Below are 13888 nucleotides of genomic sequence, written 5' to 3'. Positions count from 1 at the left end.
AGAACTCAGGCCGTCGGAACCTGCGCCACGATCGCGGCAACAGCTTTCACCTGGTCGGTGACGCGGGGTCCCCATCGACTGGACAGGTCTTCGTCGAGTACGTGGATCTGGTTGCCGGTCACAGCCTTCATCCCGTTCCAACCGGGGCGCGCTGCAACAGCTTCCGCGGTGACACCGCAGCACTGCGAGTCCGCCAGGAAGATCAGATCAGGGTTGGCCTGAACCACGAACTCGGCCGAAAGCTGCGGGTAATCGCCCTGAGCGGCTGCGTCGGCGATGCTCTTCATGCCGAACAGACCGTAGATCTGGCCGATGAAACTTGTGCTCGTCACCGTGTAGAGCGAGGAGTCGAGTTCGTGGAAGTACGTGAGGGGCTGCTCGCGGGCCGGAACGCTGGCCACCGCTGCGTCGATTTCGGTGCGCATGTCACTGACCACCTCGGCACCCTCTTCCTCGTGGCCGGTTGCGATCGCGACGCGCTCGATCTGTGCGTAGACGTCGTCGATGCTCGTTGCCGCCGGCAGAAGGAGAGTCGGCACCTTTGCCTTCTGAAGCCCGGACACGAGGTCGTTCATGTCGTCGGATGCAATAACCAGATCCGGTGCGTAGCCGAGGATGGCTTCGACGTTGGGCGAGAAGCCGGACAGGTCGGTGACCGGGATACCGGCCGGGTAGTCGGACTGGTTGTCGACGGCCTTGACCTGATCGCCCGCGCCAACAGCCCACAGTGTCTCGGTAGCGCTGGGGCTGAGTGAGACGATCGACGTCGGACGCGCCGCGATCGTGATGTCGGTGCCAGAACCGGTGGGACCGGATTCCACCGTCACAGGGAATGAGCCGTCGGAGACCGCTGACGTGGTGGGGGCGTCGGAGGTGGTGGAACTGCTGCAGGCACCGGCCAACAGCGCCGTACTCACCGCCAGTGCCGCGAAGATCGATCGGAACGTGCGTGTCGGCCGAATGTTCACAGCCACCCCTCCATCAGTGCGGAGAAAGTCGCCATGCGGCGCGGCCGGAGGGCTGGGCTGCACGAGCGTCCTTCGTCCGAGGACCATCGTGTCGCCACGAGGCTGGGTGACCTGACTCGTTCATCCGTGGGTACACGGACAACTTCACAGTTGCGTCGACAGTGCCGGGCTTTCACCGGACTTCACAAGCAGCGTGGCACCCCGGAAACCCGGGGCATTTGCACTTTACAGGGGCGGCCGCTCTTGACTCGAGCGGCAAAGGCACGGTAAATATCTATTCCACTAATGAACTAGTGAAAGGGTTCGGATGATCGACTTCCGTATCGACCGCCGATCCGGCATTCCCACCTACGTGCAATTGGTCGTCCAGGTGAAGCAGGCACTACGGCTCGGTGACCTACAGGTCGGTGACCGTCTGCCTACCGCCAAGGATGTTGTGGGGGCTCTTGCCATCAACCCCAACACTGTTCTGAAGGCTTACAAGGAACTCGAGCGCGACGGTCTTGTTGCGCCGCGGCCGGGGTTGGGGACGTTCGTGACCAAGTCGCTCGCGAAGCCGGGAATGGCGGAGAACTCCGCTCTGCGGGCAGAGCTTTCTCGATGGGTGCGTGACGCAGTGGCGGCGGGCCTCGAGCGCACGGATATCGAGGCACTGGTCGACATGGAACTCGAGCGTGAGTTCGTCAAATCTGATTCGTCCGAGAGTGAGGGGGAGACATCGTGACCGAGCAAGAATCAGCGCTCACCATGGCTGACGTGGACAAGCGCTTCGGGCGCAAGAAGGTGCTCGACGCATGCACCTTCGAAGTCGAGGCAGGGAGCATCACCGCGCTTGTCGGCGTCAACGGCGCCGGCAAGTCGACACTCATGTCCTTGGCAGTGGGATTGACGACGCCGGATCACGGCGCGATTTCCGTACTCGGCGCCGCTCCGAGTCGTGACGGCATCAGCCCGGGCCTGGCCTATCTGGCCCAGCATAAACCGCTGTACCCGAAATTCACTGTCGCGGAACTACTTCGGTTCGGCGCCTACACCAATGACAGCTGGGATGCGAAGTACGCGCTTGCCTTGGTGGAACGTGCGGACATTCCGCTCGATGCGAAGGCCAAGACGCTCTCTCCCGGTCAACGAACCAGGGTGGCACTGGCTTTGGCGCTCGGACGTAGGCCGAAGCTGTTGCTTCTCGACGAACCGTTGGCAGATCTGGATCCCCTTGCCAGGCGGTCTGTCGCCACCTCGCTGCTCGAAGATGTCGCAGAGCACGGCACAACCGTCTTATTGTCTTCACACATCATTTCCGAATTGGCAGATATTTCGGATCGGTTACTTCTTCTCGGCGACGGCAATGCTCGACTCTCCGGATCGTTGGATGAATTGGTCTCAGCCCATTACGTATTGGTTGGTGATGGCGATCCGTCGGACGTGGTGGGTGGTGGCACTGTTGTTCACACCGATGTCGGGCTGCGCCGAAATTCCCACCTCGTGGCCGGTCGTCGACCGAATGAACTACCAGGTTGGACTGTCGACGATGCAACTCTGGACGACCTGGTGCTCGGGCATCTGAGTGCGGAAGCGAAGGTGTCGGCATGATCTGGGTTACCTGGCGGCACCATCGAACGTCGCTCATTGTCTCACTGGGAATCATTGCGGTGCTCGCGCTTACGGGCTTGGTCGGTGGTGCAATTATCAAGAGCGACGGCAGTGGCCGCCCCTTCGGATCGTTTTTCGGTTGTTTCGGCAACACAACGGCGATCTGTGCGGCTGAAACTGCTCTGACCGCGACCACTCTCATTGCAACGATGCTGCCGGTGTTCCTGGGAGCATTGGTTGGTGTAACAGTGTTTTCCCGGGATATCGAGCAGGGAACACATGTGTTGGGGCTTACCCAGTCGGTCAGCCGGGCTCGCTGGTTCTGGACCAGAGTGCTGGTTGTCTTTGTTCCGCTGACCGTCGCTGCTGCGTTGCTCGGTTTCGTGTTGGAGTGGACTCGGAGGCTGCCCGCCAACAGCAACTTCGCATTTGTTGCCGGCCGAGCGACATTCGTCGACCAACCGAACCTGTCGTATCCTTTCTTTCAGTCCAGCGGATTAGCCTTGGGTGCATACACATTCATGGCTCTGATTCTTGGCGCGGCTCTCGCGTTGCTGGTGCGGAGTTCGATCGGTGCAATGGCGCTGACTATGGTCGGCGTAGTTGGTGTACTGGTGATGTTTCAGTTTGTTGCCAGGCCGCACTACGCGCCGGTGGGGATCGAGAAGTCACCCCTGTCCGGGGGAAGAATTTACACGGCTGTTGAAGGTGCATTTGTTCCCGGACTGAATTGGGAAATCGAGCAGGGTTACGTCGATATCCAAGGCAATTTTGTGGACGTTCGCTACGACGAATGCACCTGGAGTGGATCGGACGACGGGAACGACCCGTACGAACAGCGGTCCGAGGAGACCGGCGCCCAGTACGACGTTCGTATGGAGGCGGTCTTGGCCCAGCAGGATCGGGACATGGAGGTCTGCTTGCACGAGCAAGGAGCAGACCACTACGAGGTCCGCTACCATTCGGCCGATCAGTTCCGCCGATTCCAGTTGACGGAAGCTGCTCTGACTCTCGTTCTTTCGGGACTGTTCTTGATCCCCGCGCTCTGGGGTCTACGACGCCTCAAGCCGTAATGCTCAGCCGGTGACCGGTGCGACGCTCAGCTGATTGATGTTCGCGCCGGTCATCGAGCAACCCTCGGTGGGGTAGGGGAGGAACACCGCATCGTAGGAGTTGGGCGGGTACACACGTAGTCCGGCGACGTCGGTGACACCACACTGGTCGGCCGGATAGTTCTCGACGTTGGTGGCGCGAACCAAGGCGGTTCCAGCGGAACCCGGTGCGAGGGAGACCGCAGATCCGGAGCCAGTGCGCGTTGCCGCTGCGCCCACCTCGCTGCCGTCTGCGCCGGTTACGTAGGAAACGCCGGGAAACCCGTCGAGGGTGCAGGTGCGCGTGCTGGTGTTGGTGAAGACCACCGGTAGTTCGGTGGAACCGGCGGCGCCGCTTGCCTGTCCGAGGGTGACGCTGAGTTCTGCGACCGTGCAGTTCTCAGGACTGACCTGTGTACTCGATGCTGCCGAGTGGGTCGCGTGCGTAGTTGTTGCCGGAGCCGGGCCGGGCGCTGCGGATGTCGGTAGCGCCGAGGTAGTGGTGGGAACAGTAGTGCTGGTGGCTGTGTCGGAGCTGTCGGATCCGCAACCGCTGACGAGGGCAATTGCGGTCAGCGGTGCTGCGAGCAGGACGATCCGACGTATTACTGTGGGATTCATGGTTCGCTCCTCCGGCCAGCCGACATGTGTGTCCGGTATATCCGAATCATGGCTGGGATGTGCGGGAATGCGGCAACTGAGTGCGCCATTTCACGCACCGAACGTGAGGAGATTCGATGCCGACAGTTCCGAACGCGAGGCCTGATCCCGACCCACATGACATCAAGCGCTGGCGACGCTATCTCGCCGACGAGCAGGCAGAAGCCGCGGTGTACCGCGACCTCGCAGGGCGGCGCACCGGTGAGGAACGCGAGATCCTCCTTGCGCTCGCCGAAGCTGAGGGTCGGCACGAGGCACACTGGCGTGCCCTCCTCGGCGAACACGTCGGAAAGCCGATGCCCGGCGACATACGCACTCGTATCCTCGGGTTCCTCGCCCGACGATTCGGCTCGGTTTTCGTTCTTGCGCTCGCTCAACGTGCAGAGACCCGATCGCCTTACCCGAACGACGCGGATGCAACTGCCTCGATGGGTGCCGACGAGAAGATCCACGAAGAAGTGGTGCGCGCGCTGGCAACTCGTGGGCGCAATCGGCTTTCGGGGACCTTCCGCGCGGCCGTGTTCGGCGCAAACGACGGTCTGGTGAGTAACTTGGCCCTGGTTCTCGGTATCAGTGGTAGTGGCGTCTCGAATCAGATCGTGTTGCTCACCGGCATGGCCGGACTGCTTGCAGGCGCACTGTCGATGGGTGCCGGTGAATACGTTTCCGTCCGCTCGCAACGTGAATTGTTGGAAGCGTCCACACCGGGTACCGAGGCGCGCGATGCCGTCGGATTGCTCGACGTCGACGCCAACGAGTTGGCTCTGGTGTACCGAGCCCGCGGTATGACGGCAGAGGAAGCCGAAGTGAGAGCGGCGGAGGTCCTGAAGCACAACAACTTCGGTGTGACAGATGTCGAAGACACTCACGAGTCTGTCGGCACCGGTTTGGGAGCTGCAGCCGCCAGCTTCTGTTTCTTTGCCTCCGGCGCAATCATTCCCGTGCTGCCGTACCTGTTCGGGCTGGAAGGTGTGACGGCCCTGATTGTGGCTTCGCTGCTGGTGGGTATTGCCCTTCTGGGCACCGGCGTTGTTGTCGGACTGCTCTCCGGCGGGCCGCCTTTCAAGCGGGCGCTCCGTCAGCTTGCCATCGGTTACGGCGCCGCGGCGGCAACATATCTACTCGGAATGCTGTTCGGGACATCGTTGTAGAGCACCGGCCTCGAGGCCGCACGATCTCGAGGCCGGCGTCACCAGCTCGCTACAGGTCTCGGGCCAGCGCTCGGCCTGCCGCGCGGCCCGAGAAGATGCAACCACCGAGGAAGGTTCCCTCCAAGGCGCTGTACCCGTGGACGCCACCGCCACCGAAGCCGGCAACCTCGCCAGCTGCATAGAGGCCGTCGAAGACGCTGCCATCGGCCTTGATCACTTGCGAGTCCAGATTGGTTTCCAAGCCGCCGAGCGTCTTTCGGGTGAGGAGGTGCAGGCGAACAGCGATCAGTGGGCCGTTCTTGGGGTCCAGGATCTTGTGCGGAGCAACGACGCGCACGATTTTGTCTGCCAGCAGATTACGGGCACCGTGGATGGCGGTGACCTGGAAGTCCTTGCTGTACTTGTTGTCTACCTCGCGGTCGCGGGCGATCATTTCGCGCTCGATGTCCTCGAAATCGAGTAGTGGCGTGTCGGTCAGGGCATTCATGCCGTCGACCAAGTCGCGAAGGTTGTTGCGCACCACGAAGTCCGCGCCCTTCTGCTTGAAGGCTTCGACAGGGCCGGGTGCACCCTTCTTGATGCGTTCGAGGAGGAGCTTGAAATCTCGATTGGTGAAGTCCGGATTCTGCTCCGATCCCGAGAGTGCAAACTCCTTCTCGATGATCTTCTGATCGAGGATGAACCACGTGTACTCGTGGCCGCTGTCGAGGATGTACTTGAAGGTGCCCATCGTGTCGAACCCGGGGAAGTTGGGTACCGGAAGACGCTTGCCGGTAGCGTCGAACCACATCGACGACGGTCCGGGGATGATGCGGATTCCGTGGTTGGGCCAGATGGGATTCCAGTTCTGGATGCCTTCTGTGTAGTGCCACATGCGGTCGCGGTTGACGATGTTTCCGCCCGCTGATTCGGTGATTTCGAGCATCCGTCCGTCGACGTGTGCGGGTACGCCGGTCAGCATGTGCTTCGGCGCCTTGCCGAGTCGTTCCGGCCAGTTCTTCTTCACCAGCTCGTAGTTGCCGCCGATTCCGCCGGAGGTCACCACGACGGCCTGTGCGGCGAACTCGAATTCGCCGACCGGGGTCCGGGAACTCTCAACTCCGCGAAGGTTGTTGGAAGGTTCCAGAACGGTGCCGCGGACGCCGGTGACAGCGCCGTCGGTGACCACCAGTTGATCGACCTGGTGGCGGTGCTTGAACGTGACCAGTCCGCGTTTCTGGGCGGCGATCACTCGGCTCAGGAACACGTCGACGACGCCGGGTCCGGTGCCCCAGGTGAGATGGAATCGCGGTACGGAATTGCCGTGTCCGAGAGCCATTCCGCGGCCGCGCTCGGCCCAGCCGACGTTGGGCATCAACCGAAGCCCCAAGTCGTGCAGGTACTGACGCTTGTCGCCGGCCGCGAATTCGACGTACGCCTTTGCCCATTGACGAGGCCAGTGGTCTTCGCGATCCCGATCGAAGGCCGCGGTACCCATCCAGTCCTGCATGGCGAGGTCGAGTGAGTCCTTGATGCCGAGTCGGCGTTGTTCCGGACTGTTGACGAGGAACAGTCCGCCGAGTGACCAGAACGCCTGAGCGCCGAGGTTGGCTGCATTTTCCTGTTCTACGACAAGGACTTTGCGTCCCGCCCGGGTCAGTTCGTACGTGGCGACAAGGCCGGCAAGCCCGGCCCCGACAACGATGACGTCGGCATGTTCGCTCATGGGGACTCCTCTGATGATGGGTGGGGCGGGATTGGTTCGGTGTAGGACAGCAGGATTCGAGTAAAGATGTCGAGGCGAAGGGCAAACGCGGCGTCGGTGTCGGGATCGACCAGGCACTGCACGCTGGTGCCGTCGTGAACGGCGACCAGGGCGCGCCCCAATGTGGTCGGATCTCCCACGATGCGCCGTCCGACGTCACCGAGTGCGGACTGCACCAGGGGAAGCAAAGTCTGGAGTATCGCGTCTTCGCGGTCGGCCACTGCAGTTCGCAGTGCATCGTTGCGGAGTGCGTGCGCCGTGAACTCGGCATTGATCCGGTACCACTGCGCGTCTACCGGGACTACGGAAACAATCCGTCCGACGACGGCAGTCATGTCGAGGGAGTCGGTACTGATTGCGGCGGTGGCTGACTTCAGGTCAGCGAGCATTGCGGCGGACTTTTGTTCCCACATGGCAAAAAACAGTTGGTCAAGGGAGTCGAAGTTGGAGTAGAAGGCGCCACGTGAGTATCCGCCTCGTTCGCAGATCTGCTCGACGGTTGCGTGTCCGAATCCCTGGTCGCCAAAAACCTCAGCGGCGGCGTCGAGAAGTCGTTGACGCGTTTGACCTCGACGTTTAGTGACACGTTTTGTAGGGGAGGTGTCAACATCCGTCATCGGTACCTCCTTGTGCTGGTTTCCTAAACGATACACGGATGTATCCGATGCGATCGCGTATCGATAAATTTGCCTTTGACCGGTGTTTCTATCCGTATCTAGAAAATTCACAAGATTAACGAATATCTGTATATGTGCGGTGGCTGACGGTAAGAATCATCGCGATTTCAACCCTGTTGCCGGGCGCGCTCGAACGGTCTAATGGAGTCTTTGCCCCTGTTTGTTGTTGTCGATCCGAAGGAACTGCCATGTCCTTGCGCTTCCACTGGTACCTGCCCACCTATGGCGATTCCCGGAATCTGATGGCCGGTGGCCACGGCAGTGGCATGTCCGGAGATCGACCGGCCACACTGAAGTACCTCAATCAGATCGGCGCCGCAGCCGAGGCCAACGGCTTCGAAGCAGTCCTCACTCCCACGGGAGCCTGGTGCGAGGATGCCTGGCTGACGACGGCGATGATGATCGACACCACCGAAACCCTGAAATTCCTTGTCGCTCTGCGGCCCGGCCTGACGAGTCCGACGTTGGCAGCTCAGATGGCAGCAACATTTCAGTGGCAATCAGGTGGACGGTTGCTCCTGAACGTCGTGACCGGCGGCGAGGACTACGAGCAGCGGACGTTCGGCGACTTCCTGGACAAGAATCAGCGTTACGCGCGTTGCGGCGAATACCTCGACGTCGTCCGTCAACTGTGGGCAGGCAACGGTCCGGTCGATTTCTCCGGCGAGTACGTCAGCGTGGAAAATGCTGAGCTGCATCGCCTTCCAGACCCGGTTCCGCCCGTCTTCTTCGGCGGATCGTCACCCGCTGCTGGAACCGTCGCTTCGCGCTTTGCCGATACCTACCTCACCTGGGGTGAAACACCATCTGCTGTTGCCGCGAAAATCGCGTGGATCAGGGACTTGGCGGAGATCCAGGGGCGGCGGCTCGATTACGGAATTCGTTTGCATGTCATCAGTCGTGACACGGCCGAAGAAGCCTGGGCCGAGGCTGATCGTCTGCTCGGCGCTCTGGATCCGGCGACGGTGGAGCTTGCGCAGGCGAACCTCGCCCGGTCGAATTCGGAGGGCCAGCGCCTGATGAACGAACTGCATGGCGGTGGATCCGCATACCGGGAAGGCATCGGTGCGCGTTCACTGGAAATTGCGCCCAACCTGTGGACGGGAGTCGGATTGGTGCGCGGTGGTGCGGGTACCGCTCTGGTCGGTTCGCACGAGGAAGTTGCCGACAGAATTGCGGAATACGCGGCAATCGGGTTGGACCACTTCATCTTGTCGGGCTATCCACATCTCGAGGAGACCTACCAGTTCGGTGAGGGAGTTCGTCCCATCCTCGAGCGTCGTGGTCTGGTTCGCGGCGCAGTGGCGACTCGGGTGTAACCGCATGCGGGACATTGGTCCTTGATCTGCCTTCGGTCCATGCGACTCCGGCGGTTCGAACGACCCGGCAGGATGGGTGGTTCTACCCTTTGCTGGTTGCCGTCGAACGTGATCGAGAGGGATGTCAATGCTGATTCAGCGCCGAAGTGCAGTTCGTCGTGTAGTCGGGACCGTCGCTGTAGCAGCGGCAGCGCTCGGTGTCGGGGTGCTGATCAACCCGGCAGTCGCGTCGGCAGCAACGACGGCTCCCGAGGTGTCGTACTCGGTTGACGGTAACGACCTGACGCTGACGGTGCGCAATACCAACACGACGATCACCTCGTGGTGCCAGGTATTTGTCCTGAACGCGGCGGACGCGGCGGCTGTTGCCCAGGAGCCCGGCAAACTACTCGATCCGAATGTTGTTGTTTATCCGGATGTTTCGGATCCGCCCACGCTTTTCGGAGTCGGAGTGGGCTCGACCGTTACCAAGACTGCACCTGATCTTCCCGACGGTACGTACGCCGTTGTCGGCGGATGCGTCGACTTCCGCGACGGAAGTGGACTCACCCCGACAATCGGAACTCCCGCTGTGGTTATCATCGGCGGTCCCCTCGGCGGCATCAATACCGGTAGTCTCACAGGACTGTTCGGCAGCTGAGCGGAGAAGGTTATGGCCACAAGTGGATTCACCAGAATTCTCAGCAGCATTGCACTGGCGTCCGCTGCGGCGATCGGAATGGCATTTCTGACGCCGGCTGCTGCGTCGGCAGAACGGGTTGTATTGCCACCCCCGCTCTCGGTGAGTGTGTCGGGCAACAACATTACGTTCACTATCAAGAATCCGAATCCGCGACTGAGCCTGATCAACTGCACACCGGCGATTGTCGATATCAGGAATCTGCCCGCCGTCATCAGTGACCCGGCGTCGTTGCTCGATCCCGGTGTCCTTGTCTATCCACAGGTTACGAACATCGGTGATCTGTTCGGAGTCCTTCCGCAGCGAGAGCTGACCAAGACTGTCACCGATATTCCCACCGGGGTTTACGCGGTTGTCGGTGCCTGCGTGTTCATTCCGAGTCTCATTCCGCCGATCACGACGCTTCCGGCAATCAGCTTGCCCGAAGTTGTGGTTGTCGGCGGATTCTTCGAAGGGCTCGGAACGGGAAGTGTTTCAGGCTCGTTGGAAGGTCTCGGGTTCGAGAGTGTGAACGATCTCATCGAGGCCTGGGAGCAGATCTCCGCCGGAAGTAGTGATTCGGGTAGCGGTGACGGCAGTGCCGTCAACACGGGTAGCAACAGCGAGAGCCTCGGCGCCAATCTCGGGAGCTTCGACTTCCAAGGCGGCTCGGGCATAGATGTAGTCGTGCCCACCTCGTAGCGAGTTCAGGTTCGCGCGCGATGGCGTCGTACCGCGTCTCGATTTGAACAGGTCGGGGAGCAGTACCGTTGTCTGCCGTTGCGTGAGGTGTCGGCATAGATGTTGGTGCACTCCTCGAGGGAACATCGGCCCAGACGATGCATTCCGCGGCCCACGAGGTGTAGTGCCGTCCCAACTGAAAACAAGGCTTTCAGGACCTCGGCAAGCGACTGCTGTGGATCGCGGTAGTGCAGATGCCAGCCATCGCCCGCGTGATTGGTCATGCGCGGGTAGGCCGACGCTTGCTCCAACATGACGTTCACCAGTTCGGCACGGGCATTCTCATCTGTGACGTCGACGATTTTCGACCATTCGATCAGGAGGTCGAGCGTCTCTCCGAGGTCTTTCTCGGCGATGGGGAAATCGAGAATGATGCCCGCCTCGACGCAACGTTCGACGAGTTCATTCAGGTTCTGGGGATGGCGATTGGCCAGGTCGGCGGCCAAAGTCACCGCATATTCGCCGTAAGGGTTGAGATGCATAATGGCATTACATCATGGTTGTCGTATGAAGAAAACAGAACTTGCCAGCGTCAGGTGCATCCACCGGTGGGATATCGAATCGCGTCATCGGACCAGCGAAGGGACTGTCACCTACCTGCGCTGCCACTGCGGGTCGTGGCAAACCCTGCTCACCGAATGGATGTCGGGGGGTACTGGCTCAGCCATATCGGCACCGACAAAGGCGCGGTCCAGGTCGTGATCGAATGCGCCGGTTAGTCGGCGCGTTCGAGTTAGTGTGCCGACATGGGCTTCTCGTTGACCTTCATGCGCATCAAGCAGGACGAGCAGGTTGATGCCGACCGCGGCGGCGTCGCCGACTTCCTCGAACGGCGTGGCCTGCAACTCGTTGCGGGCCGGTACGGAGGAGAGATCTTCGATCTCGACGGCAACCCTCTGAGCTTCGACGATCGTTTCTCTGACCTGTACCTCGACCCACTGGACAAGAGTGATCCTTTGAGTGGCGGTATCTTTCATGCCAGCCTTACCGGTGCAGAGTGCGAGTTCATCTACGAGCTGTGTGTCGCCGCCGGTTTCATGATCGTCAACCCCTCTGGTGATCCGACGTTTCTTGTGCCGCAGCGCAACCACGCGCCTGAAGACCTTCCGGAACTCGACGACGCGGCTTGGGTGGAGAGCCCCGCCGAACTTTTACAGGCCCTCACCGGGAGCTTCGACGAGTTCCGCGCGTATCGGAATAAAGTGCTCTCGCAGTACCCAGGCCGTCCACACTGAGTTTTTCAGTCAGCTCAAAGGCAACGGTTGGCGGACTCCTCCGACGAACTCCCGCCGATATTGCTCTTACTAGTTCTCTCTAGGACACGCCCTAGATGACGGCATATTCGGCTTGCTGACTTGTACCGTCGATGGGCATGGACCCCGTACGCAATCCATATGCCCCTGGCGCCGGCCAACGGCCGCCGGAACTGGCCGGTCGAGACAAGCAGATAGACGCGTTCGACGTCGTGCTCGAGCGCATTGCCCGCGGTCGACCCGAACGCAGTGTTGTCCTGACCGGGCTCCGCGGTGTGGGAAAGACCGTGCTGCTGAACCAGCTCAGGTCGGCGGCCATCTCGAAGAGCTGGGGGACGGGCAAGATCGAGGCTCGCCCCGACCAAGACCTACGACGCCCACTGTCGTCGGCCCTGCACATGGCCGTCCGGGAGATTGCGGTCTCGCATCGCGATCCTGAGCGGGTCGAGCAGTTTCTCGGTGTTCTGAAATCGTTTGCGCTCCGGGCGACGGCAGACAAGGGGATGCGTGAGCGGTGGCAACCAGGTATTGACGCGCCGGCGCTGAAGGGGAGGGCCGACAGCGGCGACATCGAAATCGACTTGGTCGAACTGCTGATGGATGCGTCGTCGTTGGCGCGGGACGTCGGTGTCGGTATCGCGATTTTCATCGACGAAATGCAGGATCTCGGTGCGGCAGACGTATCGGCGATCTGTGGGGCCTGCCACGAATTGAGTCAGGACGCAGCACCTTTGATCGTGGTCGGAGCGGGACTTCCGCACCTGCCTGCAGTGTTGTCGGCATCGAAAAGCTATTCGGAGCGGCTGTTCAGCTACCACCGGATCGATCGACTCGAACGTGATGCGGCAGACCAGGCGTTGATCGCACCCGCCGCACGTGAGGATGTCGAGTTCACAGACGCAGCGCTCGACGCTCTGTACGACGCGGCGGACGGCTACCCGTATTTTGTTCAGGCTTACGGAAAAGCCACGTGGGATGTGGCCGCGTCGAGTCCGATCACGAAAGACGATGTGCGGGTAGGTGCTCCGACGGCCGAGGAGGAATTGGCGGTCGGGTTCTTCGGATCACGGTATGAGAGAGCAACTCCGGCAGAGCGGGAGTACATGCGTGCCATGGCAGACCTGTCCGGTGACGACGGGCCGGTTGCGACGGCAGCGATCGCGGTTGAACTCGGACGCAAGCCCGCGTCGTTGTCACCGGCGCGTGACGGGCTGATCAAGAAGGGGCTGATCTACTCCGCGGAGCGAGGTTCGATCGGATTCACGGTGCCGCACTTCGGCCGCTACTTGCGTGGGCAGGCAGAGTGAACGCGCTCGAGACCGCGTGGGATCGGGTTACGGCGATCAGCCCTGCTCCGCAAGCCTGGGTAGTTCCGCTGGCAGCGCTTGTCGCCGTGGTGATCGTCCTCGAACCACACCTGTGGCAGGTTGCCCGCAACGTCGTGACCATCGCACACGAGGGCGCTCATCTCATTGTTGCTGTCCTGGTCGGCCGCCGGTTGAAAGGTCTTCGGCTGCACTCGGATACGTCGGGGGTTGCCATCTCCTCGGGTAAACCGACAGGATTCGGCGTTATCGTGATGACGTTCGCGGGCTATGTGGGTCCGTCGATTCTCGGACTGGGAGCGGCCGCCTTGTTGGGTGCGCAACGGGCGGTGTTGGTGTTGTGGATCGGACTGTTTGTTGTTGCGGTGATGATGGTGTTGATCCGCAATCTGTACGGAGTGTTTTCGCTTGCCGTAGTGGGGGCGGCGCTGTTTGCTCTCGTGTGGTGGGGATCGGCGGAACTGCAAGTGGCTGCCGCATACTTCTTGACGCTCTTCCTGCTGTTTGCCGGACCCCGCCCGGTCGTCGAACTGCAGCGTCAGCGGAGCCGCCGCGGCGGTGCGCCGGATTCCGACGCGGATCAACTGTCCAGACTCTCGCCGATACCCGCCATCGTGTGGGTCACGTTGTTCTTCGTGGTGAACGTGGGAGTGCTGGCTGTCGGCGGTTGGTGGATCCTGCGTCCAGTGATTGCTTGAGTATCGATTGATC

Annotated in this window: 15 protein-coding genes; 10 read left to right on the top strand and 5 right to left on the bottom strand. The window is 61.2% G+C overall.

The window, feature by feature from the left end; genetic code table 11:
* Window positions 1–5 precede the first annotated feature (5 nt).
* Window positions 6–968 (bottom strand): ABC transporter substrate-binding protein, encoded by a 963-nt coding sequence (locus CJ178_RS18005; RefSeq protein WP_092804331.1) that lies wholly within the window; start codon window positions 966–968, stop codon window positions 6–8.
* Window positions 969–1275: 307 nt separating this feature from the next.
* Between CJ178_RS18005 and CJ178_RS18000 the strand changes: the two genes are divergently transcribed.
* The 3 genes from CJ178_RS18000 to CJ178_RS17990 are packed head-to-tail and all read left to right on the top strand — an operon-like array spanning window position 1276 to window position 3631.
* Window positions 1276–1692: a GntR family transcriptional regulator gene (locus CJ178_RS18000; RefSeq protein ID WP_033233505.1), complete on the top strand. Its 417-nt coding sequence runs from the start codon at window positions 1276–1278 to the stop codon at window positions 1690–1692.
* A complete protein-coding gene (locus CJ178_RS17995; RefSeq protein ID WP_095887284.1) occupies window positions 1689–2558 on the top strand; it encodes an ABC transporter ATP-binding protein in 870 nt (289 codons plus the stop codon). Before CJ178_RS18000 ends, CJ178_RS17995 begins: the two co-directional genes overlap by 4 nt.
* Window positions 2555–3631, top strand: a complete 1077-nt coding sequence (locus tag CJ178_RS17990; protein WP_045065296.1) for an ABC transporter permease — start codon at window positions 2555–2557, stop codon at window positions 3629–3631. Before CJ178_RS17995 ends, CJ178_RS17990 begins: the two co-directional genes overlap by 4 nt.
* A gap of 3 nt (window positions 3632–3634) precedes the next feature.
* On the opposite strand, the gene CJ178_RS17985 is transcribed toward CJ178_RS17990, so the two are convergent.
* A complete protein-coding gene (locus tag CJ178_RS17985) occupies window positions 3635–4270 on the bottom strand; it encodes a DUF4232 domain-containing protein (RefSeq protein WP_045065294.1) in 636 nt (211 codons plus the stop codon).
* A gap of 116 nt (window positions 4271–4386) precedes the next feature.
* Between CJ178_RS17985 and CJ178_RS17980 the strand changes: the two genes are divergently transcribed.
* Window positions 4387–5460, top strand: a complete 1074-nt coding sequence (locus CJ178_RS17980; RefSeq protein WP_095887283.1) for a VIT1/CCC1 transporter family protein — start codon at window positions 4387–4389, stop codon at window positions 5458–5460.
* Between the two features lie 49 nt (window positions 5461–5509).
* Here CJ178_RS17980 and CJ178_RS17975 read toward each other — a convergent pair whose 3' ends face one another.
* Both CJ178_RS17975 and CJ178_RS17970 read right to left on the bottom strand, forming a co-directional pair.
* Window positions 5510–7165, bottom strand: coding sequence for an FAD-binding dehydrogenase (locus tag CJ178_RS17975; protein ID WP_033233497.1), 1656 nt, complete (start codon window positions 7163–7165; stop codon window positions 5510–5512).
* The gene (locus tag CJ178_RS17970) at window positions 7162–7821 is read right to left on the bottom strand and encodes a TetR/AcrR family transcriptional regulator (protein WP_033233495.1); all 660 of its coding nucleotides are present in this window, start codon (window positions 7819–7821) and stop codon (window positions 7162–7164) included. The genes CJ178_RS17975 and CJ178_RS17970 overlap by 4 nt, the downstream gene beginning before the upstream one ends.
* A 248-nt stretch (window positions 7822–8069) precedes the next feature.
* Between CJ178_RS17970 and CJ178_RS17965 the strand changes: the two genes are divergently transcribed.
* The 3 genes from CJ178_RS17965 to CJ178_RS17955 all read left to right on the top strand — a co-directional run bounded on the left by CJ178_RS17965 (window position 8070) and on the right by CJ178_RS17955 (window position 10560).
* Window positions 8070–9200, top strand: a complete 1131-nt coding sequence (locus CJ178_RS17965; protein WP_095887282.1) for an LLM class flavin-dependent oxidoreductase — start codon at window positions 8070–8072, stop codon at window positions 9198–9200.
* Window positions 9201–9327: 127 nt separating this feature from the next.
* Window positions 9328–9840 (top strand): hypothetical protein, encoded by a 513-nt coding sequence (locus CJ178_RS17960; RefSeq protein WP_095887281.1) that lies wholly within the window; start codon window positions 9328–9330, stop codon window positions 9838–9840.
* Window positions 9841–9852: 12 nt separating this feature from the next.
* Window positions 9853–10560: a hypothetical protein gene (locus tag CJ178_RS17955; RefSeq protein ID WP_095887280.1), complete on the top strand. Its 708-nt coding sequence runs from the start codon at window positions 9853–9855 to the stop codon at window positions 10558–10560.
* 5 nt (window positions 10561–10565) lie between these two features.
* On the opposite strand, the gene CJ178_RS17950 is transcribed toward CJ178_RS17955, so the two are convergent.
* Window positions 10566–11081 carry a CGNR zinc finger domain-containing protein gene (locus CJ178_RS17950; protein ID WP_033233491.1) on the bottom strand — a complete coding sequence of 172 codons (516 nt, stop codon included), beginning with the start codon at window positions 11079–11081 and terminating at the stop codon, window positions 10566–10568.
* 264 nt (window positions 11082–11345) lie between these two features.
* On the opposite strand from CJ178_RS17950, the gene CJ178_RS17945 reads away from it, so the two are divergent.
* The 3 genes from CJ178_RS17945 (at window position 11346) to CJ178_RS17935 (ending at window position 13875) form a co-directional block, all read left to right on the top strand.
* Entirely contained in the window at window positions 11346–11834 is a 489-nt protein-coding gene (locus tag CJ178_RS17945; RefSeq protein WP_095887279.1) for a hypothetical protein, read from the top strand.
* Window positions 11835–11971: 137 nt separating this feature from the next.
* Window positions 11972–13159, top strand: a complete 1188-nt coding sequence (locus CJ178_RS17940) for an ATP-binding protein (protein WP_033233842.1) — start codon at window positions 11972–11974, stop codon at window positions 13157–13159.
* On the top strand, window positions 13156–13875 hold the full coding sequence (locus tag CJ178_RS17935) for a M50 family metallopeptidase (protein WP_033233485.1): 720 nt from the start codon (window positions 13156–13158) through the stop codon (window positions 13873–13875). Before CJ178_RS17940 ends, CJ178_RS17935 begins: the two co-directional genes overlap by 4 nt.
* Window positions 13876–13888 lie beyond the last annotated feature (13 nt).

Source organism: Rhodococcus sp. ACPA4 (genome assembly GCF_002300185.1).
In the GTDB taxonomy this organism is placed as follows: Bacteria; Actinomycetota; Actinomycetes; order Mycobacteriales; family Mycobacteriaceae; genus Rhodococcus_F; species Rhodococcus_F globerula.
The sequence above is the reverse complement of the archived record's forward strand: the minus strand, read 5'-3'. Positions and strand labels throughout refer to the sequence as shown.

Coding starts and splice junctions, on each gene's coding strand:
- CJ178_RS18000 (WP_033233505.1), top strand. CDS start 1,276: ATGATCGACTTCCGTATCGACCGCCGATCCGGCATTCCCACCTACGTG.
- CJ178_RS17990 (WP_045065296.1), top strand. CDS start 2,555: ATGATCTGGGTTACCTGGCGGCACCATCGAACGTCGCTCATTGTCTCA.
- CJ178_RS17985 (WP_045065294.1), bottom strand. CDS start 4,270: ATGAATCCCACAGTAATACGTCGGATCGTCCTGCTCGCAGCACCGCTG.
- CJ178_RS17980 (WP_095887283.1), top strand. CDS start 4,387: ATGCCGACAGTTCCGAACGCGAGGCCTGATCCCGACCCACATGACATC.
- CJ178_RS17975 (WP_033233497.1), bottom strand. CDS start 7,165: ATGAGCGAACATGCCGACGTCATCGTTGTCGGGGCCGGGCTTGCCGGC.
- CJ178_RS17970 (WP_033233495.1), bottom strand. CDS start 7,821: ATGACGGATGTTGACACCTCCCCTACAAAACGTGTCACTAAACGTCGA.
- CJ178_RS17965 (WP_095887282.1), top strand. CDS start 8,070: ATGTCCTTGCGCTTCCACTGGTACCTGCCCACCTATGGCGATTCCCGG.
- CJ178_RS17960 (WP_095887281.1), top strand. CDS start 9,328: ATGCTGATTCAGCGCCGAAGTGCAGTTCGTCGTGTAGTCGGGACCGTC.
- CJ178_RS17955 (WP_095887280.1), top strand. CDS start 9,853: ATGGCCACAAGTGGATTCACCAGAATTCTCAGCAGCATTGCACTGGCG.
- CJ178_RS17950 (WP_033233491.1), bottom strand. CDS start 11,081: ATGCATCTCAACCCTTACGGCGAATATGCGGTGACTTTGGCCGCCGAC.
- CJ178_RS17945 (WP_095887279.1), top strand. CDS start 11,346: ATGGGCTTCTCGTTGACCTTCATGCGCATCAAGCAGGACGAGCAGGTT.
- CJ178_RS17940 (WP_033233842.1), top strand. CDS start 11,972: ATGGACCCCGTACGCAATCCATATGCCCCTGGCGCCGGCCAACGGCCG.